At 40.4% G+C, this 21,832-nt stretch carries 10 protein-coding genes; 3 read left to right on the top strand and 7 right to left on the bottom strand.

The features are described from left to right. Positions 1 to 3: 3 nt before the first annotated feature. The 7 genes from WG989_RS15680 to WG989_RS15650 all read right to left on the bottom strand — a co-directional run bounded on the left by WG989_RS15680 (position 4) and on the right by WG989_RS15650 (position 15,962). Complete coding sequence (locus tag WG989_RS15680; RefSeq protein ID WP_340430821.1) at positions 4 to 1,443, bottom strand: fasciclin domain-containing protein; 1,440 nt, start codon at positions 1,441 to 1,443, stop codon at positions 4 to 6. A gap of 48 nt (positions 1,444 to 1,491) precedes the next feature. Beyond that, entirely contained in the window at positions 1,492 to 3,183 is a 1,692-nt protein-coding gene (locus tag WG989_RS15675; protein WP_340430819.1) for a fasciclin domain-containing protein, read from the bottom strand. A gap of 13 nt (positions 3,184 to 3,196) precedes the next feature. Beyond that, complete coding sequence (locus tag WG989_RS15670) at positions 3,197 to 4,750, bottom strand: RagB/SusD family nutrient uptake outer membrane protein (RefSeq protein WP_340430816.1); 1,554 nt, start codon at positions 4,748 to 4,750, stop codon at positions 3,197 to 3,199. Positions 4,751 to 4,796: 46 nt separating this feature from the next. Further along, entirely contained in the window at positions 4,797 to 8,069 is a 3,273-nt protein-coding gene (locus WG989_RS15665) for a SusC/RagA family TonB-linked outer membrane protein (RefSeq protein WP_340430814.1), read from the bottom strand. 15 nt (positions 8,070 to 8,084) lie between these two features. Then, positions 8,085 to 10,301: a fasciclin domain-containing protein gene (locus tag WG989_RS15660; protein ID WP_340430812.1), complete on the bottom strand. Its 2,217-nt coding sequence runs from the start codon at positions 10,299 to 10,301 to the stop codon at positions 8,085 to 8,087. A gap of 408 nt (positions 10,302 to 10,709) precedes the next feature. Next, on the bottom strand, positions 10,710 to 12,686 hold the full coding sequence (locus WG989_RS15655; protein WP_340430810.1) for a RagB/SusD family nutrient uptake outer membrane protein: 1,977 nt from the start codon (positions 12,684 to 12,686) through the stop codon (positions 10,710 to 10,712). 30 nt (positions 12,687 to 12,716) lie between these two features. Beyond that, a complete protein-coding gene (locus WG989_RS15650) occupies positions 12,717 to 15,962 on the bottom strand; it encodes a SusC/RagA family TonB-linked outer membrane protein (protein ID WP_340430809.1) in 3,246 nt (1,081 codons plus the stop codon). A gap of 243 nt (positions 15,963 to 16,205) precedes the next feature. Between WG989_RS15650 and WG989_RS15645 the strand changes: the two genes are divergently transcribed. The 3 genes from WG989_RS15645 (at position 16,206) to WG989_RS15635 (ending at position 21,804) form a co-directional block, all read left to right on the top strand. Beyond that, positions 16,206 to 17,333, top strand: a complete 1,128-nt coding sequence (locus WG989_RS15645) for a glycoside hydrolase family 88/105 protein (protein WP_340430807.1) — start codon at positions 16,206 to 16,208, stop codon at positions 17,331 to 17,333. A gap of 11 nt (positions 17,334 to 17,344) precedes the next feature. Continuing rightward, complete coding sequence (locus WG989_RS15640; protein WP_340430805.1) at positions 17,345 to 20,293, top strand: DUF4982 domain-containing protein; 2,949 nt, start codon at positions 17,345 to 17,347, stop codon at positions 20,291 to 20,293. Positions 20,294 to 20,367: 74 nt separating this feature from the next. Next, positions 20,368 to 21,804 (top strand): hypothetical protein, encoded by a 1,437-nt coding sequence (locus WG989_RS15635; RefSeq protein ID WP_340430803.1) that lies wholly within the window; start codon positions 20,368 to 20,370, stop codon positions 21,802 to 21,804. The last annotated feature ends 28 nt before the right edge of the window (positions 21,805 to 21,832 follow it).

Raw genomic sequence — 21,832 nt, 5'->3', positions numbered from 1 at the left:
CATTTATAAACTTGGAACCAGTTTGATATAATCGCACACTATTGGGTTTACAGCTACTGCTGTACTGTTGGCCGCTGTTAAATAAACCGGAAACACCGGCTCATATTTTGCCATGGTAAATTCGCCGAGGTACACTTCATTATAATTTTGTACAGGAATAAGTGTGTAACTAAATGTGGTGGATGTGGCAGTTCCGATACCCAGTTTTTGGGAGAAAGTTGCTGTTTGAAAATCATTGACTGCAACCCAATAAGCTTTGTATTTAATGGACGGCACCTCGGAAATATTATACCGGATATTAAAGAGTGATACGCCATGATTCTGTACCAGTACATCTGTAAAATCAGTTTGAGTAACTACACTAAAACGTTCTCTGAAATAGGTGTTCCCTCTCCTGTCGTGACTGGTTGATGAATACTGCTCAGCCTGGATGAGGTATGGTTTGAACTTGCTGGCAGGTTGTACATTCATCTTGTTCATGATGTACACAATACCATTACTTGTTTTGATCGTCTTTACAATAGCAGAACGTTCAATTGGCAATTTGGTTCCAAACTCAGAAACAATTGTATCGGGAATTGAAGCAGGGTTGTACACAGTATCAACTGCAAATTCTTTCACCACATTCCAACTCGTAACAAGCGTGTTGCTATCGGCGGTGTTTGTTACAAAATAAGGAGTAAACTTTGCTACTTCTGCATCCCATGCAGCATCTGTCAACATGAACAATGTATATTGCTTATCTTCTTTTTTGAGATCATGTACCCTGTTCCAGAAAAGATTGGTAAAAACAGAATCGGTACCTGCTGCATAAATTGATTCACCTGTTAATGGATTAATACCTACCACAACTGCATTCCTTGTATCATAAACATTACGAAAAAGTGAAAGCATAAATGTTTTCTGCTTAGCCGGAGCATCAGCACTGTTTAAAAATTCCCAGCTGTTATCCAGCGCAGGTAAAAACTGATCAATTACCTGTAACAATCCATTGGCAGCATATTTATCAGTTGTACCAATGGTTGCCGTTTCAATTGTATTGCGCAGCATGTTGTTGTACTTACCATTGAGCATAGCAATGCGTGTGCTGGTTACAACTTCACGTGTGCTGAAAAGCTGATTCGCAATATGATTGCCAACAAACTGTTTCAATTTTACAGGATCGCCGGTTACACCGGCACTGAGGTTGGCAAGGGCACTGTTTACCGGAGCAAACACTGTATAGTTCTTTGATGAACTGATCACTTTATCATAACCTGTTTGTTTCAGAAAGCCGGCAAATGTGCTCAATTGCGCATTGGCGCTGATCATCTCAAACAAATTCAGCTTTAATGATTCGTCTGCAATTGCATTACGGTCATCGTTTAACTTATTACATCCTGTAAATATCAGCAACAGAAAGCTGAACGAAAACAGCAGCAAACTTTTATACCTACACTTCATTTCTGATAATTTATTTTTTTGTTGTTCCGGTCGATCGGATATTGTTTTTTAGAAATAGATCATTTCACCACTTGGTCTGAATCTTGGGAACACCTGATCCTCATCGATCGGAATAAAATGGATCATATCCAGGTTGTTATTATTTTGTGTACCTACCAATGGCGTAATACGTACTACCTGTTGTTGTGTAGTTGTAAATTCAATTACACCTACTTGTCTCGATGCCCACACATTTCCTGTATTCTCTGTATAGCGTTTCCAGCCAATTGCTTCCAGTTCTGCATCTGTACCGGCAGGTCTTGTTTCTGTAAAATTCATTGTACGTTGCATGATCACACCGTTCACTGATACCTGGCATAACATATTGGAGCTGCTGGATTGTTTCTGTTGTCTGTAACAGATCCATACTTTGTATTTACCTTTTACAATCGGAGGGGTTTGCAGATCCCACCAAACAGGCCTTGCAGGTAAGCCCATTGGCAACATACTGATGTCGTTATTATAAGCTGCATTGGAAATTGAACTGGCGGCTGAATACAGATAAGAATATGTATTTGTACCTGCATTTGAGCCCCAACCCCAAGGCTGACTTTTAATTGGTTGATCAGCTTCAGTAGGACGTGTAAAATTGTAGTTTGCTTTTTTATAGTAAGCAGGTAGTTTTTTGATTTCATCGAATGATGAAACATCCCAATACAAAGCAGTCGGCTTTCTGAACTTCACCATGTAGTGACCCGTTGCATCATGATATACACCATTGGTTGCTGCATTATCACTTTTTGAGCGATTTAAAGCGATACCAAGTTCAAGCACCCCGTTAAATTCATCCTGGTTGATGATCACTTTCTGGTCAATGAGTTTTACACTCAATACTTCCTGCGGTAAAAATGTTTCGTGTGTTGGAGAAGAGATAATATCACCTAAAAATTTAAGCCCGTCACTGATGTGATAAGCTACATACATATACAGACTATCATTTGTATTAGCAGGATTTCCTGTTTGTGAATATTTTGCTTTTAACGCAGCATAGCTCGTGTAACCACTATCGGCCAACGCCTGGTTATTTTCAGCAAATACCGTGATCCAGCGTTTTGACAGATCAGGATTTACAGTGTTAAGTACTGTGAAAAAACCCGTTTCTTTCATGGCTTGAACAAAAATGGAGTAGTCGGGATTTTCTTCAAGTTGTTTTGCGATCGTTTTTACTGAAGGAAGCAACACATTATCAACTACATGAATTACACCGTTGCCTACCCGTATATTGGAGCGTTCAACAATTGCCTGGCGATTGATAAAATAACTCGATGCGCCATCTTTATTTGTTACAGATGTTACAAGGTATTGACCATACATGGTGATCACCGGTAATTTACCATCAGTAAAAGAATTGGTGTAAATGGTGTCTTCCAGCAAATGGAGACGCACCATATCTTTTAATGTATTTAGATCAGCAGCGTCAACAGATGCCGCACCAATTTTGGAAAGATATGTTTTAACGCCACTGTTGGTGGGTGCAAACACAGTATATGCTCCATATGCATTCAGAAAAGCAGCATTACCTGTTTTATCTAATATCTGACGAAACAAGGAGAAGGAATCCAGGTTTTTATCCAGGTATCCAACAATGTTTACATCATCAGTGGTAGCTTCTTCAATTTTCAACTTTCTGCAACCAGGTACAGAAAATATGAATGCTACTATGGCGAGTAACCCTGCGGCAAGAATCAATTTTCTTTTCATATACTTGTTTCAGTTATTTATAAAACGGGTTTTGTACTAATAGTTTGTTCGTTTGTATCTCATAGAGGAAGATCGGCATGTAATGACTGTTAAAGTCTTTCAGTTTTGCCTGTGCGGATTGCTGTGAATTCGAAGGCGCACTCAAAGACACCATGTTTAACAATATTTCCAAACGGGCATAGTTGTTTCGTTTTGCATTCCGCAGTACATCATACCAACGCTTTCCTTCAAAACAAAATTCTTTCGCTCGTTCTTCCAGAATAAAATCCTGGATCAGATTTTTATCCAACGGCCCGGGTTTAAAATCAGTGGCATCTAATGCGTTTGCCCTGGCACGTATAGTATATACCAAATCAAGTGCATCCTGTCCGTTGCCCAATTCATTCAGTGCCTCTGCTTTTATGAGTAAAATATCTGCATAACGATAGAAGAACCAATGTGCAAAACTTTGATCGAGTGTACGAAGTGCAGTGCCTGATGCTCCTACATATTTCCAAACAGTAGATGTAGCAGCACGTACCGAAGCACCATCGCCACGGATATCATAATTCCGATCGTTTGTAAAATCAACGGTAAATACCCGATCCATCAGATCAGCAGTAGCGATCCATCTCCTTGCACTAAAGCTGGATGAAAAAATAGGAAAGTATGGATTCAACCGTTGCTGACTGTACTGCAATTCAAAAATGCCTTCATTTGAATTACCGTTGTAATAAAGTGTGTTAAACCAATCTTCGTTGTACTCAACAAACGGCCCGTTTTGCGTTGCGCCTCTGATCAATCCAAATTTATTGGAGTTGATGATTTTGTCGCACTCTGCAACTGCTTCTGTATATTTCTCCATCCACAGGTACACATCTGCAAGAATTGCATTGATGGTATAAACCGTTACTCTTCCTTTATCAGAAGCAACATCGCCATAAGATTTAACAGCTTTTGTTTCTGCAAGTTTCAGATCAATAACGATCTGGTTCAACACTTCTTCCTTTGTTGATTTTGGAATGGGTGTGATATTTTCATCGCTTAATGTAGCATCCAGTTTCAATGGCACATCACCAAACGTACGCACCAGATAGAAATACATGAGGGCACGGATGGTAAGCGCTTCACTTAAATAATTATCCAGTTGCGTTTGTGTGAATGTATTATCGTTAGCCAGTACTTCCGGCGACTTTTCAATGACTGTATTGCAGAAATTTATAGTGCGGTAAAACGGACGCCAGTTTGCATTTACGTTGGTCGGTTGAATGTTTACATTGATCAATGCAATATCATCCGCACTTGAAACAGTAGCGTTGGCAATATGATCGGCTCGGCCCTCACCCCAGATAAACAACAACTCAGCCATAGAAGGAACATAGTTGGCGTTATTGTAAGTACCGGATGAATATTCCATCATGGACGAGTAAATTCCAATAACAGAAGCTTTCACCTGTTCTTTTGTTTTCCAGAACTCTTCCTTCACAATGCCATCGAGTGGTTTTAGCTCGAGCCACTTCTTACAGCCGGTAAATGCCAGCACTGCAACAACCAGTAGTAAACACGATAGTAATCTATTCTTTTTCATCTGCTGTTTTTATAATGTATGAAGGCTTATTGCTGCCTTATTTAAATTAAAATCCTACTTGCAAACCGAGTGTGATGTTTTTTGCCGGAGGCGTCATCGAATTATCGTATGACACCCTGAACGGATCGGAACCACGGAAGGATACTTCAGGATCCTGGCCCAGATAATTCGTAATGGTAAACAGATTTTCTGCTGTTACAAACACACTCATCGTTTTCAATTTCATCTTCGTCAATGTCTTCTTATCGAAGTTGTAACGTGCCGTGATGGTTCTGAAACGGATATAAGATGCATCTTCCACATATCTGTCGCTGCCCAACCAGTTAAACCCGCCGGAGATCAATGCACGTGGCATATCGGTTACATCCCCTTCTTTCTTCCAGCGATTTAATACAGCAGTACTTTGGTTATCGAAGTTGAACATGTTGGTGGTGTTCATTTTTGTACCATTGATCACATCATAACCCCAACGGAAACTGAAAAAAGAAGTAATGCGTAAATTTTTCCATGTAATAGAAGGTCCGAATCCACCTGTCAATTTTGGATTGCTGTTACCGAGGTACACTACATCCATGTAGTTGATGTTACCATCGTTATTGATGTCTTCGTACATCGCATCACCCGGTTGAAACACATAATCTGTTTGCGGATAATTGAAACGCATGTAAATGATCTGACCATTTGGTCCAACGATGGGATTGCCTTTGTTATCGGACGCAATGGTGGATGACTTATCGCTGTAAACACCTTTGTAACGGTAACCGTAGAACGAACCGAATGGATTATTGATCTGTAACAACCGGAGATACTCACCATTCTTTGTTACATCACCACGTTGGTTGGGATAGAATTCAGAAATTTCACGGATCACGTTTTGATTGGCGGCAATATTGAAATCAAAACCAATGGTAAGGTCTTTAGATTTGTAAGGTTGTGTCCATACTGCTAATTCCCAACCTTGGTTATCCATTGTACCTACGTTCATGAACAATGAATTGTAACCGGTATAAGAAGCGATCTGTAAACCATCGAAGAAAAGATCTTTGGTTCTGTTACGGTACACTTCGCCATCCATGCGGATACGTCCTTTATACAAACTAACATTGTAGCCAACGTTTGTTCCACGCAATGTTTGCCAGCGCAGATTTTTCAACTCCATGCGTGAAGGATAGATACCTGCCTGATCGAGATATGAATAATCGTAAGTGTTATACGTGTTATAAAACAGGTAATCGTAACGTGGCACTTCACCTGCAATACCATAGCTTGCTCTGAAGCTGATATCATCGATCTGCTCAATATCTTTCAGGAAACCTTCTTCCGAAATTCTCCAGCGAAATGATAGTGATGGAAATAAACCATATCTGTAATTCGGACCAAAGCGTGAGTTTCCATCGCCACGAATGGTAGCATTGAACAAGTATTTATCCATGAAGCTGTACTGTGCTCCTATCAATGCGCCAATTGAACGGGTTTGTGTTACACCAGATACAGCACGAAGCTCACTGTTTTGTGTGCGTGATGCAATGGAAGGATCAACCAATAAAGACGAAGCGGTGTTAGAAGTCATTGACTCCTGGAACACTGCTTTGTAATCGTTGGTAAGAATATTCATGTACGCCTGTACATCGTGCTTATCATTTTTAAATGTAGGTGTATAGATCAAACTTGCTTTTGTACCAACACTGAATGCATCAATATCACCGTCATATGCACGGTTCACCACTGTTTCTGTATTGGGACGACCTGTAGCAATTTGCGGCAGGAAGCTTTTGTTCTTTGTATTGTTAATATCGAACTGAATATCGAAGGTTGCTTTCAACACTCGCTTTACGATATCGTAATCTACCTGAAAACGTGGAATGATACGATCGCCCAATACACCATAATTTGCTTCGGCTGCCATTGCTACCGGATTGTAAATACGGCTGTATTGTCCCTGTACGTTACCGGCGGGTGAAAAATAGTTTTGTGACAGATTGCCTTGGGCATCGTATTCATACACACTCATATTCGGCATCTTGATAAACGCTTGCCCACGAATGGTTGCTTCACCACTCGCAGAATTTGAACCAAGATAGTTTCGTGTTTGATCGTAGTGTGTGTAAGCGAAACTGGTAAAGAATTTAATTTTTTCTGATACAGTATAGTCAAGATTGATCCTTGTGTTGATACGTTGGAGATCGGTACCAATGGTGATCCCTTTTTGATCGAAGAAACCGACTGATGCAAAGTATTTTGCTTTTTCACCACCACCACTTAAGCTTACAGTGTGATCCTGCAGATAACCTGTTCTTGAAATGGCATCGATCCAGTTTGTATTGTTGCTGTAGTTGTTGTACCAATAAGGATCGTTGGGATCGTAGTTAAACTCACGAAATGCTGTTGAATTCAACGTGCTACCGATCCTGTTCATAAACGCTTCGGGGATCAAAGTTGAATACTGATCACCATTCAACAAGGGAATTGATTTCGGCACTAAAGAAACAGATCCTTTAAATGCATAGTTGATCGCCGGTTTACCGATGGCGCCACGTTTTGTTGTGATCACCAATACACCATTCGCAGCTTTTGCACCCCAGATAGCAGTTGCAGCAGCATCTTTCAACACAGTGATATCTTTAATATCCGCCGGAGAAATATTTAATAATTGTGCATAGCCTTGTTCATCTGCAGTACCAAAGTTGAAATCGCTTGGTATCTCTGTTTCATACGGCATACCATCCAATACGATCATGGGAATACCTGTAGAGTTGATCGATGATACACCTCTGATGCGGATATTCATGGCCGCACCGGGATCGCCACTGGAAGCAGTAATATCTACACCGCTCAAACGCCCCTGCAATGCCTGATCGATACTTGGAGCCTGCATTTCTTCCAGCTCTTTACCACTGATCTTTGATACAGCAGTTGTAAGATTTTTTTCCGGCATATTTACCATACCGTTGGAAGAAGAAGGCCGGCCAATGATCACCACCTCACCAAGATCTGATTGCGAATCTTCCATTGTGAAATTGATAGAAGAGCGGCCGTTAATACGTTGTGTAATGGTTTTGTATCCGATATTGGAAAGAGATATCCTGTTTTTTGAATTTACATTCTTCAATACAAAATTCCCTTCGATATCTGATTGTGTACCTTTTACAATACGATTATCAGCATCCATTTCCGATACAGACACGCCTTGGATCGGCTTACCTTCTTTATCAGTAATTTTTCCTCTCAACACTTCCTGTGCCGATGCAGCAAAACCCATTAAAAGAAGAAATGCGGTAAAGGAAAAGATGGTTCTTATTTTATTCCACATACGTTGCATTGTTTGATAGTTAGTTTATTTAAATCTCAGGTAGTTATCAATGAGGTGAATGGTACAACGATTGCTCAACTGATTGCTTTGGTTTACGATTACGTTTGCGCTGCGGTTCATCATATCATTCAGCAACATATTGTTGGGCGATGTATTGTTGACGAAAATGGTTGACGGATCACCATTGGAAAACTTGTAAATGGTTTCAAACGATCCGCTCTCCTCGCCATCAGTTGCAACATTTTTCTTGTTGAGTATGTGGTAGTAAAGGAAATTATCGATCAACTCCCTTTCAGCAGGAACGGTTGTAATAAACTTCGGCACTTTATTCGGTGCAGTACCAGTACCCGGTAAATAACCTGCGTTCACAGCTGCTAAAATGGCTGCTTTATTAGGAATAAAAAAGCTGTAGAAAGAACCGGCAGCCACCTGCAATATTTCACCGGTAGCAGCATTGTAAATTGGCGAGTTACGTAAATAAAGCCAGAACGAATTGTACTCTGATGTTGTGGGTGTGCCCAACGCTTCAATGTGCTTACCAATTGTACGTTCACTGAATTGTAACAGCTTATCTAAATAATAAACTGTACCGTTCTTTGCCGTTTTTGTTTCAACAATATTGGCAACAGTTCCTGCATCGCCATTACCTGATGCAACGATGGTATTGTTTTGGTATTTTAAGAATTCACCGGAATACGACAAACCAACACCCGGAGCAACCAATGATGTGATATCCCTTCCGGGAATTACATGCATATTCAAAATACGTTGTAACCGAACCAATGCAGATGACCCTGTGAGTTGTGTGCCGCCACCTGCGGGAATGTAACGCCATTGTTCATTTACGTTATTACTTACTGTAGGATCAGCAAAGAAACCAGCATCATTAAATGCCTGATTACTGATGAGAAACAAGGTGAATTTCTGTTTGATGTTTGATATCTGGAATTTGAGGTCAAGATTCAACAGGTTGGTCATAATAGAATACTTCGGATCCAGGTAGGCTTTACCATACACACTGCTGAACACGTTTGCTTCCTGCACTTTGTTGGTACCATAAAAGATACCGTTGCTCAATACTTTTTTATCAGTAATATCGGTTGCTGGGTTAAATCTTGCTTCTTCCCCAACGGCACTGAATGTAGATGCAAATTTTGAAGGCCAAACGGCAGTGCGCCACATATGTGCATTCATAAAATCATAGATCACATTGATCGGTAACGCTTCAACACTTGGATAATGCTCGAGCAATACATCATTAATAAAACTGAGTAACGCAGCATTCTCAGGAACAAACATCGTATAACTATCTGACTGCCCATCGTTGTCCTGCAGCTTCAGAAAGTTTTCATTGTTCAATGAAAACGCAAGATTTGAATTGTACACTTTTGTATAGATATCGGCAGACACACCATAAATATTTTTATAGTTCTGCGATACAGTTGCATTCAATACATACTGAACAAGAAACTTGTCCAACAGTTTTTTAAATTCACTGTACTTTGGATTTTCACCAATGTATTGATCAATGCTTGGCAAAGCAGTAATTACTCTGTCAACAACATGGATCACACCATTCTCAGCAGGAATATCCTTCTCCACCACTTTTGCATCCGCTACATTAAAGCCTGAAAAAACTGAGTTTGGATAGAAATAATTATAGTCGGATGCCGACAACGTTTTACCGGTCATGAACCCGGTTTCAAAAATAGGGAGGTACTTATTGTTATTATCTGCATCTACATAAAAGAAAGCACCCGTGTTGTTACGGTTTGATGCAATGGCCTTAATGTTTGCTCCTGTTGTATTTTTTGTTTCATAAATACCGGTGTAATTTGCTGTTCTTCTTTTGAACGATGCATTTTCAACCCAACCCAAATTACTCTGGTAGTCGGATATACGCTCCTGCTTAAATGAATTGTACACAAGGCAATAAGTTACAATTTTGCGACAGGCATTTGAATCAAGTGCATCTACACTGCTTAAACTGTTTTGTGTGAGATACACAGTAAAGGCCGAATCGTGTGGCGCAAACAAGGTCCAGTAACCTGCGTTCGATAATGTGTTCTTGTAACCTGCCTTATCAATTACTTTCAGCAATTGTGTAAACTTACCCTTTGCCTGTAGCTGCTGATAGATGGGATCTTCCAATGTATCAGGACGTGCATAGAATTCATCAAATTTCCTGCTACATGAAAACAGGATCGTTGTGACAGTTAGTAAAAGAAAAATCTGTTTCATAAATGTGATTATTTCCCGGCAGATTGATTAAAATTTCTTTTTGATAGATATATGCATTGCAAACAGCCTGAGCCGCAGCGATGATGTTGTATAAAGGCGATAAAAAGGTATGTTTGATAAAAAAGGGAGGTGAGGAACAAAGCCCCTGCAAGCAATGATAATTGTGGTAAAAGAGTCATATACAGCAGCAATCTTTTCGTTAAGCAATCAATTTGTCGTCAATCGGTAATCAGCAATACCATTTTTGACGACAGGACTAAATTACCGTAGTGCCAACTCCCAACCGTCATGTGCCATCCTGAAAGAAAGAACTATTTATGCAATCGTTCCCGAAACCAAATTGGTGGCAATAAAAAAAGCTGTGTCGTTATACGACACAGCTTTAATACATATCTGTTTTTAGTTTAATTAATAGCCTGGGTTTTGATAAGCCGCCATATCTGCCTGCGACATCGGCTGACCATTCACCGTTTGTGCGATCATTTGCAGCAATGGTATTGGACGCAGCTTATGGAACTGTGCAAACGATGGGCTTACATCGAGGTTAAACAACTTCGTTCTGTCATATAAAGTTTCAGTACGAACCAGGTCTTCCCAACGGTAAAACTCGCCACATAATTCACGTGTTCTTTCATTTAAGATAAAATGAATGAAGCGTGCTGACGTTGAAGTTACAGTTGGCGGATAGTTCTCACTTGCTGCATTGGTAGTAAACAGATCAAGTGTTGCCTGGTTGTTGGCAGTCGTGTTGGCTAACGTATTCGGCCCTCCCATAAATTGCCAGATCTGCGGACTACGAGCTTCATTGGCTTTGTAAGCAGCCCGGGTACGCAATACATTTACATAAAACAAAGCGTTTGCATAATCGTTTTTACGGCCATATGCTTCTGCAAGCATCAGGTATGTATCCGCCAAACGTGCAAACGTACCGTTGCGGATACCTCTTGCTTCGTTATTGGTAGTTGTTAAACGGATCGGGTCTGCAAACTTGAGAAGCGACAGGTATTTATTCCCTGTAAAATCAGTTGAAATGGCACCACCTGCTGTTGCCTGTTTATACCTTGCAAAAGTTGCGTAGTAACGCATATTTGCAATGGTTGATGTAAGCAACGGCATGTTGATCGGATTTACGATGTAGATAGCTGCTGTATCACCAACTCCTACACGTGGCTTACCAACCAGGCTTGGATCAGGAGCATTGGCAACAGTGAACACCGGAAGACCTGCATTCGATGCCACATTTCTGTAGAAAGCTGTCTGGAAACTTTTAAAGAAACGTGAATCATTGATCTTGTCGTAAATATCAATGGTGTAATCTGTTGGTCGTAATCTTCTGAAAGGTCTTCCGTTAAAGAAATCCCTCGCCATACCCGGAATACCCGCATCGTAAGCCGATGGGTAGAACATATGTGTTTGATTATTTGTACCTGCAAGGTTCAGGTTTGAACTGAACTGTGCAGCATAAATAATTTCATTGCTTGCATTGTTGGCATCGATCTTTGCTTTGCTGCTTGTAGGAACAGAGCCGTTTTGTCCAAGCGAAGGAATGGTTCCATCGGGATAAGCCGAACTGAACAGGTTACCATAATCAGCTTCCAAAGCATGTCCGCTGTTTGCGATCACATCATTGGCAAAAAAGATCACACTATCCATATCGGTTGGTTTTTGTCCACGCTGATCGCTTACTGCACTGCCTCTTGTGAGATATGCTTTTGCAAGAAAATGATACGCCATTGCACGGGTAGCACGACCACGATCGGCACCTGCATAACGCCATGGCAAACCCGGTCCTGCCGCTTTAAAATCGCTGATGATCTGGTTATAAACTTCCGCAACTGTAGCACGTGGAAATTCATACTGCGGTTCTTTTGGTACCGATGTAACTAAAGGCACGCCTCCAAACTGTGTTACCATCTGCAAATAAAACAAGCCACGTAAAGCTCTTAATTCTGCAATGCGCAGATCTTTTTGGGCTTGTGTTCCTAATACACGTGATGATGGATCGTTAAACGCAGAGATCATTTCAATTCCCTGATTACAACGGCGGATGCCTGCATAGTTATTCGTCCACAATCCATTTACAAACGCATCATTGGAATTCAGATTCGCATCGTAGTCATTATAGCGTACGTTGTTGAACTGATCACCTTCACGAAACTCATCGGTTCCGAAATTGGTCATGCAGTACGATTGCTCGCCGGTAAAATACCATTGTAATGGTGTGTATGCCGATTTTACAAGATCTTCCAATCCTGCATCTGTTTTATAATAATCTTCAGTAAGCGTAGTTACCAGTTCTTCTTCAATAAATTTCTTACAGGACGAAGCAACCACCACACATGTAAGGGCCAGCATTACTCCTGTTTGTTTGAAATATTTATACATATCAAATGTTTTTTTGTTAGAATAATGTTTTTACAAATCAAGACGAACCCCTACTACATAACTTCTGAAACTGTAAGAGGTAGGTCCAACCTGATTAGTGGTACTTCCCGGAAATTCACGATAAGGAACAGTTTCCGGATCGTAATCGGAATGTTTGTGTATGAGAATTGGGTTCACTGCACTTGCGTAAATTGCAAATCCGGCCATGTGTAACTTATCAGTAATGCTTCTGGGTACACGATACGTAAGCGTTATATTTTTGAAACGTGCAAAGGTGGCTGTGCGATACGTAAGTGCTTCCCAGTTGAGCGGGATATCACTTGTTTGTGTTGGCTGCTGATATTCATTGCTGGGATTTGTGGGCGTCCAGTAATTTACTTTGTTTGACTGATAACGGCCTACTAATCCCGGACGTGGAACACGATACATTCCACCAACCTGGAAATACACCATAAAATTAAGTTCGAAATTTTTGTAAGTGAATGTGTTGGTGATGCTTCCAATAAAATTAGGGTTGTGTGAACCTAACACAATTCTATCAGCAGGACTGAATGCAGAATCTTTATTTGCATCAATGATCTTTATCCGTCCGGGTTGATAGTTCACATTATTACGACCATTTTTTGGCCAGTAATAAGTAGCAAGAATTCCTTTTCCTGCAACGGTATCTTCATATTGGAAAATGCCATCTTTCTGGAAACCCCAATACACTGAAAGTGGTTGATCCAACAACCAAAGGTTTGCAAAGTTGCTGTTGTTACTACCGTCGATGTCAACGATCTTTTCTCTGTTCAACGTAAACATGAGGTCTGTTGTCCATTTGAAATCTTTTTTGTCAACGTTCATCGTGCTCATGGTGATTTCAACCCCTTTGTTATTTACTTCACCTAAGTTGAAATACACAAAGTCAACACCATTTGCAGAAGGAATTGAACGACGCTGCAACTGATCGGTAGTACTTGAATTATACAGATCAATTACACCGGTAATTCTGTTCTTAAATAAACCGAATTCAAGACCAATATTTGTTGTAGTTGTTTTTTCCCAACTCAGATTTGGTGTTTGGAATGTAGTGGGTGCAGAACCAATGGCTGCCACGCCGTTACCCCAGTTGTAGTTTGTAAAGCCTAAAGGCCCGGCAGTTTGATATGGAGGAATAGACGCATTTCCCACTGTACCATAACCGGCTCTTAATTTAGCTCGGCTGATGACAGGAATGTTCGTCATGAAATCTTCATTATCAATTTGCCAACCAACTGAAATGGCCGGGAACCATGCTCCTTTATTTCCTTCTGCTAACACAGAAGAATTATCATAACGGTTACTGATCGCAAGCAGATATTTATTTCTGAATCCATACTCTACCCTACCCATATACGACATGTATTGCGTAGCAGAGAACGAACCTGATCCTGTTACTGTTGCATCTGTATTACGTTGCAACGAATACCATTTTTGTGCTTCGAAAATGAGGTTGTTCGCCGACATTGATAACGAGGAAGCACGATTTAAACTTTGCAACTCCTGCAGCAATGTTACATTAATAGAGTGATCCGATTTAATACGTGTGCTGTAGGTAAGGATATTATCATATACCCATGATGAAGAATTATTAGTTGTTTGTGTTGCATTGGCAGGGCTTCCTAAACGGATCGATGACTGTGCACCATTGAACTGGCCACGAACAGAATTGCGGCTATCCAACCCAAACATGGTACGGAACTTTAATCCTTTCAGCAAGGTGATTTCTGCAAACACATTTCCGAAAAAGCGATTGGCTTTTGTTTCATCGAATACAGTGTTGCGATCATTTACAGCACTTATGATCTGTTGATCTCTGTTGGGAGATAAAATCCAATTCCCTGCTGTATCGTAAGGAACGGTCATTGGTATCATACCAGATGCATTTGCATATGAGCTGGTACTGCTGTTGGTAATTGCATGAATATAATTGATAGTTGTACCAAATGAGAGAAACTTCACAGGTTTGAACTCTACCGAATTACCAATTGAATAGCGAGTATAATCCTGTGCATACTCAATACCTTTTTGTTTAAAGTAACCGGCATTGAACGATGCTTTGAACTTTTCGCTACCGGCTGTAACAGATATATTGTGGTTATCTGTTCGTCCCAAACGAAGACCTACTTCATTTTGCCAATCGAAGCTGGTGATCTTTGAAGGATCGTACATATCTACGCTGTCTACTTGTGAGAGCCCAAGGTTCATCATCACCTGGCGTTCCTGAGCAGTAGCTAAACGTTTTTTAGCAATGAAAATATTGTTTGCAGGATCGTAAGCCAGCCATGTGTATGCATCTTTCACTGCATTCCATTGTGCATCGCTGCCAAACCTGTTTCTGAACAATGCTACATCTGCTATTGCAGTAGGATAATAAAATAATGGATTCGAACCCGATGCGGTACCTCTGTCACGTGTATATTGGCGATCAGCAAAAAAAGCCTGGCGCCATGAGTCAGTTAATTCCTGTGAATTAAAGATCGGTAATTGACGGATGATGCTTTCAAACGATGTGCTACCCTGGTAGTTTACAGAAATTTTCCCTGCTTTTCCTTTCCGTGTAGTGATCTGTATTACACCATTTGCGCCACGTACACCATATACAGCGGTTGCAGATGCATCTTTCAATACATCGATCGTTTCGATATCGGCAGGATTGATATCATCGATTGTATAGCTAACAGGAAAGCCATCAACTACAACCAATGGTTCGTTGGAGGCACTGAGTGATCGGTTACCTCTGATGCGGATAGAACTACCACCGCCCGGACGAAACGAATTTTGTGTTACCGTTGCACCGGCTATCTGGCCTTGCATTGCCGTAGAAATATTGGCTGTTTGTACATTCCGTAATCTTTCGCCAGATACAGATGAAGTGGCACCGGTTACTTCTACTCTCTTACGGGTACCATAACCAACTACAACAACATCCTGAAGGTTGGAAGCGCCTGAAGCCAGGCTAACATTAACCGTTCCCTGATCGTTTATATTTACCTCCTTATCCGTAAATCCAACGGACGAAAAGATCAATATTGATTTACCGGAAGGTGCACTTAACTGAAAGCTACCATCTGCAATGGTTGTGGTTCCAATATTGGTTCCTTTTACCAGTACGCTGGCACCTGCCACAGGATTACCTGCGTCATCCGTTACCTTACCCGATACTTTAAATGTGTTTTGTGAAAAAGCGATGGAAGAGATAATAAAACACAGGCAGACCATCACACACCTGTGCAGTGCATTTTTTTTTGTCATATAGCAGCAATTAGGTTTTAAGAGACCTCATAAAATTATAATACGTATATTCTTTATCCATCCTGTGCTATGCTGTTTCAAAAAACGGTCGAAATTGTTTTTTTATAGCAGTGCCTGTATACATGCAGGTGTACTACGTAGCATTCTATATATCCGGAATTGAAGAACTCAGGATACAACAGGACGCCGCCCAACTATAATTTCCCTAACATTGAGTTTTAAATTTTTAACCTTGCTGCTATTATGAAAAGAATATTATCAGTTCTTCTGTTGATTGCTATTGCCGCATCATCCAATGCGCAAAAAATCCCTTCTAAAAAGAAAATTTTAAAAACACTCCGGCTCACCAACCAGTACTTTATGGACAAGTGGCCCGATGCAGGTAAATCCATTTTTACCAATATTGAACGGCCCAGCAATATCTGGACAAGAGCGGTGTATTACGAAGGTTTGATCGCATTGTACAAAACCGACAAGCAACAGGCGTATTATGATTATGCCAAGCAGTGGGGCGAAAAACACAAATGGGGTTTACGTGGTGGTATCAGAACAAGAAATGCAGATAACCAATGTTGCGGACAAACATATATCGACATGTACCTGATCGATAACAAGCAAAATCCGGAGCGTATAAAGGATATTAAAGCTTCTATCGACTCCATGATGATCACAAAAAAAGTAGATGACTGGAATTGGATCGATGCATTACAAATGGCAATGCCGGTGTTCGTAAAACTCGGCAATCTCTATAACGATACAAACTATTTCAGCCGCATGTATGAAATGTATGCATTCACGAAATACAAACATGGCGGCAATGGATTGTACAACCAGGCAGAAAAACTTTGGTGGAGAGATAAAGACTTTGTTCCACCATACAAAGAACCAAATGGTGACGATTGTTACTGGAGCCGTGGCAATGGCTGGGTTGTTGCAGCTTTAGCAAAAACATTGGAAGAATTACCGAAAACAGACCCACACTACAATGAATACCTGCAAGACTTTAAAGACATGTGTGCTGCTCTGCTACCATTGCAACGTGCTGATGGATATTGGAATGTAAGTTTGAACGATCCAAATAATTTTGGCGGCAAAGAAGTTTCCGGCACGTCATTATTTATCTATGGTTTTGCATGGGGCATTAACAATGGTATTCTTGATAAAAAAACATACAATTCTTCTATTGCCAAAGCATGGAGTGCAATGTGTAAAGAGGCCGTTCATCCAAATGGAAAATTAGGTTATGTGCAAGGCACAGGTAAAGAGCCAAAAGATGGACAACCTGTTTCGTTTACAAGCACTCCCGATTTTGAAGATTATGGCTTAGGTTGTTTTCTGTTAGCAGGTACAGAGATCTATAAGTTAAAATAACAACAACAAGAATGAAAAAAATCATACTGATCGCAGCAATAAGTGTTGCTGCGATCACTGTATTTGCACAACGTACCAGGTATAATTTCAATCCTCAGTGGAAAGTATTTGTTGGTGACGATTCTGCAGCCATTGCTCCATCGTATAATGATAACAAATGGAAACAGGTAACACTACCCTATGCATGGAATGAAGATGAAGCCTTTAAAAAAGATATCGTTGATCTATCTACAGGCATTGCATGGTATCGGAAGAAATTTAAACTACCCCTATCATCAAAAGGACAAAAAGTATTTATTGAATTTGAAGGTGTGCGGCAGGCTGCTGCTATTTATGTAAACGGTCAATATGTTGGCTTACACGAAAATGGTGTGATGGCTTTTGGCTACGACATCAGCAAACTGCTGAAGTATGGTACGGAAGAAAATGTAATTGCGGTGCGTACCGATAACAGTTGGGAGTATCGTGAAAAAGCAACCAATACAAAATACCAATGGATCGATCGGAATTTCAATGCGAACTACGGTGGTTTAAGTAAAAATGTATTCCTGCATGTTACAGGAAACGTTTATCAAACATTGCCACTGTATAATAATCTTGGTACTACAGGTACTTACATCTATGCCAAAGACTTTGATATTAAAAACAGGAAAGCAACTATTGTTGCATCATCAGAAGTAAAGAATGAATCAGGTAAAGAACAAACGGTATCATACGCAGTTACTGTAAAAGACATGAATGGTCTTTTGGTGAAAACATTTTCATCTGCTCCAATGATCATTCAGCCAAACGAAACAAAAACGATCAGTTCGTCGGCTGCAACTTCCAATCTAAATTTCTGGAGCTGGGGCTATGGTTATTTGTATGATGTGGAAACAAGTTTGAAGATCAATGGCCAAGTGGTTGATGTTGTTATCACAAAAACAGGATTTCGAAAAACTGCTTTTAAAGACGGAATGATTTATCTCAATGACCGTGTGATACAAATACATGGCTATGCACAACGCACATCGAACGAATGGCCTGCCATTGGCATGAGCGTTCCTGCATGGTTAAGCGATTACAGCAATAAACTGATGGTGGAGAGCAATGGTAATCTTGTACGTTGGATGCACATTACACCATGGAAACAGGATGTTGAAAGTTGTGACCGTGTTGGGTTAATGCAGGCGATGCCTGCTGGTGATGCAGAACGGGATGTAACAGGTACACGTTGGGAACAACGCAAAACTGTTATGCGTGATGCAATTATTTACAACCGTAACAATCCCAGTATTATTTTTTACGAATGCGGCAACGAAAGCATCAGTGAGCAACACATGGTCGAAATGAAAGCCATACGTGAAATATATGATCCGTTTGGTGGCCGTGCAATCGGCAGCAGGGAAATGCTCGACAGTAAAACAGCTGAGTATGGTGGTGAGATGTTATACGTGAACAAAAGTGCAAACATTCCTGTATGGGCAATGGAATATTCAAGAGATGAAGGATTGCGTAAATATTGGGATGATTATTCACCACCATATCATAAAGATGGTGATGGTCCTTTGCATAAAGGTGAACCGGCAAAAATTTATAACCGCAATATGGAATCGCATGCGCTGGAAAATATTGCACGCTGGTATGATTTCTGGAAAGAAAGACCTGGTACCGGTAAGCGTGTAAGTTCAGGAGGTGTGAACATTGTTTTCTCCGAAACAAACACACATCATCGTGGTGCAGAAAATTACAGAAGAAGTGGTGAAGTGGATGCACTGCGTATCATCAAAGAAAATTTTTATGCACATAAAATTATGTGGGATGGTTGGGTCGATGTTGAAAAACCTGGCATCCACATTATTGGACATTGGAATTATAGTGACACAACCGTGAAGGACATGTTTGTGATCTCATCTGCCGACAAAGTGGAACTGTTTGTCAATGGCAAATCCTTAGGCTTTGGTGTACAGAGCAACCGTTTCCAGTTTACATTCAAACAAATTCGCTGGCAAAAGGGATCTATAAAAGCTATTGGATACGATGCAAATGGCAAACAACTGTGTACAGCACAAAAAACAACAGCAGGCAAACCTGTTGCACTTCGTTTAACAGCAATCACTCATCCAAAAGGCATGCAGGCCAACGGGCATGATGTGGCATTAATAGAAGTGGAAGTAGTTGATGCAAATGGTCAACGCTGCCCTGTTGCTATGAACATGATCAACTTCAATCTCGAAGGCGAAGCAGAATGGAGAGGCGGTATGGCACAAGGACCAGACAACTATATACTTTCAAAAGAACTTCCTGTTGAAAATGGTGTGAACCGTGTACTCATTCGTACAACAACCAAAGCAGGATCGATCAAACTATCTGCAACTGCAGATGGACTAAAACCTGCTTCTTTACAACAGCAATCAACTGCTGTACCTGTAACCAATGGCATTAGTAAACAATTACCATCGCATGGTTTAAAAGGCAGCCTGCAACGTGGCCCCACTCCTTCTACTCCATCATTTATTCAAAAAAGAAAAGCATTAACGATTGTAAAAGCAAAAGCAGGATCAAAATCTGATAGCGCCTTTGCAAGTTTTGATGATAATGAATTAACTGATTGGTACAACGATGGCAATTTATCAACAGCATGGATCGAATACGAATTGCAACAACCTGCAACCATCAGTGAGGTAACGTTGAAACTGAATAATTTCCGTTCACGCAGCTACCCCTTACGCATTTCAGTTGACGGGCAGGAAGTATTTAACGGCAACACGCCAACAAGCTTAGGTTATTGTACCATTGTGTGCAAACGATTGACCGGTAAGAAGCTGAGAATTGAATTGGTAAAATCGGCTAACTTGACGGGCGAAACATCAACAGAGGTATCTGGTAAAAAGCTTGATGATGGCGTAACACGCAATGATGCAAACAGCAAAGGAAGATTAAGTATAATCGAAGTTGAAATTTATGAGCCGGTGAAATAAATTGTCGGATCAATTTGTAACAGATCATTTAGATTTAGCCGGTTATTTTTATGAACCCGGCTATTTGTTTACATATGAACTACTATCGACTGCTTACTATATTACTTTTTTTCTTCTGTGCTGTATGTTCAGCACAGAAAATACAATACAGCAAAAGTCTTTTAAAAACACCTGGTACAGGTAATATTCAATTGGTAGCGAACGTACAGGGATTTCATCATCTGATTTATTTCAGCTATACAAAGAAACCCGTAATACACGTCTTCAATAATCAGTTGCAATTACATTCCAGCAATGAGCTCAATATCAACCTGCCGGAAAACTGCGATATCCGGCTTCTTCAACTGAGCGATTATTATATTTTATATGCGCATTCGGAACAGCCAACCCGTCATCAGTTTATTAAAATAAACGGCGACGGTACATCCAGTGATATTTCCAAACTCATTAACAACCCCACTGATTCATTGTGGAACAAGAGTAAAGCAACATTCCAGTTATTCAACCGTAACAACAATATCTATCTTGTCTCACACTCCTATCATCCTCAGATAAAAAGAATTAAAAGTGTTGTTGTAAAACTTGATACGGAAGGTCCGGCCCAACTGACCTCTCAATTGATTTTTCCCTTTGATATTGGAACGGATGAGTTAAAGCAGGTAACACTGAATGATGACCACCTGCTTATACTAAAAAATACAAAGGATGAAGATGAAACAAACACATTGACGTTGCTGAAGATCGATCTTGCATCCGGTACAATTATTTCAAAAGAATTTGAGAGCGGCAAGCATGTTTATTCATCCCCAACCCTTCGATACAGCAGGACAGACTCCAGCATTTTTGTTTATTCGATGTTACATTCACCGGCTGGCTACAAACGATCAAGACCCGTCATTTTTATGGCACGCTTAAACCATTTATTAAATGAAATTGCGCCGCTACGAACCATTACAAATCCATTTAAGGATAATGCCGTTTCGAGTTTCTATGTAGAAAAAAACAAAACGACCGGTTGGCTCAGTTTTTCTGCATTTCAAGGAACAGGTGCAGCGAGAATGAATTTGTATAACCAACGTACAGATATGGGAGGTCCCGGAAATTCATCATCCAATGTATGGAACCCTGATAATTTCTATTACCCATCCACTCAATTGAATTATCCAACAGCGGTTCGTATGGTGTTACTAAACAACCGGCTAGAGAGAGTTAAAGACAGTCTTGTAAAAAACGAGGGGCGATATTATAAGATCCACCCCTGGACACATGCTCAGTTTGTGTTGCAAAGCACTTCATACTTATTGTTGGTACACGAATTGGCCGCAAAAAGAAAAGGACTGGTATTGGTTTATCCAAACAAAGACGGACAAATCGAAACGCTACCTGTTCGGGTATATAATCAGTTCCATTTTATGTTACCACTGTTACAAACAGCCGATGACAACTACTTTATTGTTCCTTTTACCGACAAAAAAGAGATCGGCCTAATGAAAGTAACCTTTAATAATTAACTTCGGTATTGATCAATCATCAGCGTCA

This window comes from Lacibacter sp. H407, from assembly GCF_037892605.1.
GTDB lineage: Bacteria > Bacteroidota > Bacteroidia > Chitinophagales > Chitinophagaceae > Lacibacter.
The sequence above is the reverse complement of the archived record's forward strand: the minus strand, read 5'-3'. Positions and strand labels throughout refer to the sequence as shown.

Bases quoted from the DNA above. Each gene is read 5' to 3' on its own strand.
- WG989_RS15680 (WP_340430821.1), bottom strand. From the start codon at position 1,443: ATGAAGTGTAGGTATAAAAGTTTGCTGCTGTTTTCGTTCAGCTTTCTG.
- WG989_RS15675 (WP_340430819.1), bottom strand. From the start codon at position 3,183: ATGAAAAGAAAATTGATTCTTGCCGCAGGGTTACTCGCCATAGTAGCA.
- WG989_RS15670 (WP_340430816.1), bottom strand. From the start codon at position 4,750: ATGAAAAAGAATAGATTACTATCGTGTTTACTACTGGTTGTTGCAGTG.
- WG989_RS15665 (WP_340430814.1), bottom strand. From the start codon at position 8,069: ATGCAACGTATGTGGAATAAAATAAGAACCATCTTTTCCTTTACCGCA.
- WG989_RS15660 (WP_340430812.1), bottom strand. From the start codon at position 10,301: ATGAAACAGATTTTTCTTTTACTAACTGTCACAACGATCCTGTTTTCA.
- WG989_RS15655 (WP_340430810.1), bottom strand. From the start codon at position 12,686: ATGTATAAATATTTCAAACAAACAGGAGTAATGCTGGCCCTTACATGT.
- WG989_RS15650 (WP_340430809.1), bottom strand. From the start codon at position 15,962: ATGACAAAAAAAAATGCACTGCACAGGTGTGTGATGGTCTGCCTGTGT.
- WG989_RS15645 (WP_340430807.1), top strand. From the start codon at position 16,206: ATGAAAAGAATATTATCAGTTCTTCTGTTGATTGCTATTGCCGCATCA.
- WG989_RS15640 (WP_340430805.1), top strand. From the start codon at position 17,345: ATGAAAAAAATCATACTGATCGCAGCAATAAGTGTTGCTGCGATCACT.
- WG989_RS15635 (WP_340430803.1), top strand. From the start codon at position 20,368: ATGAACTACTATCGACTGCTTACTATATTACTTTTTTTCTTCTGTGCT.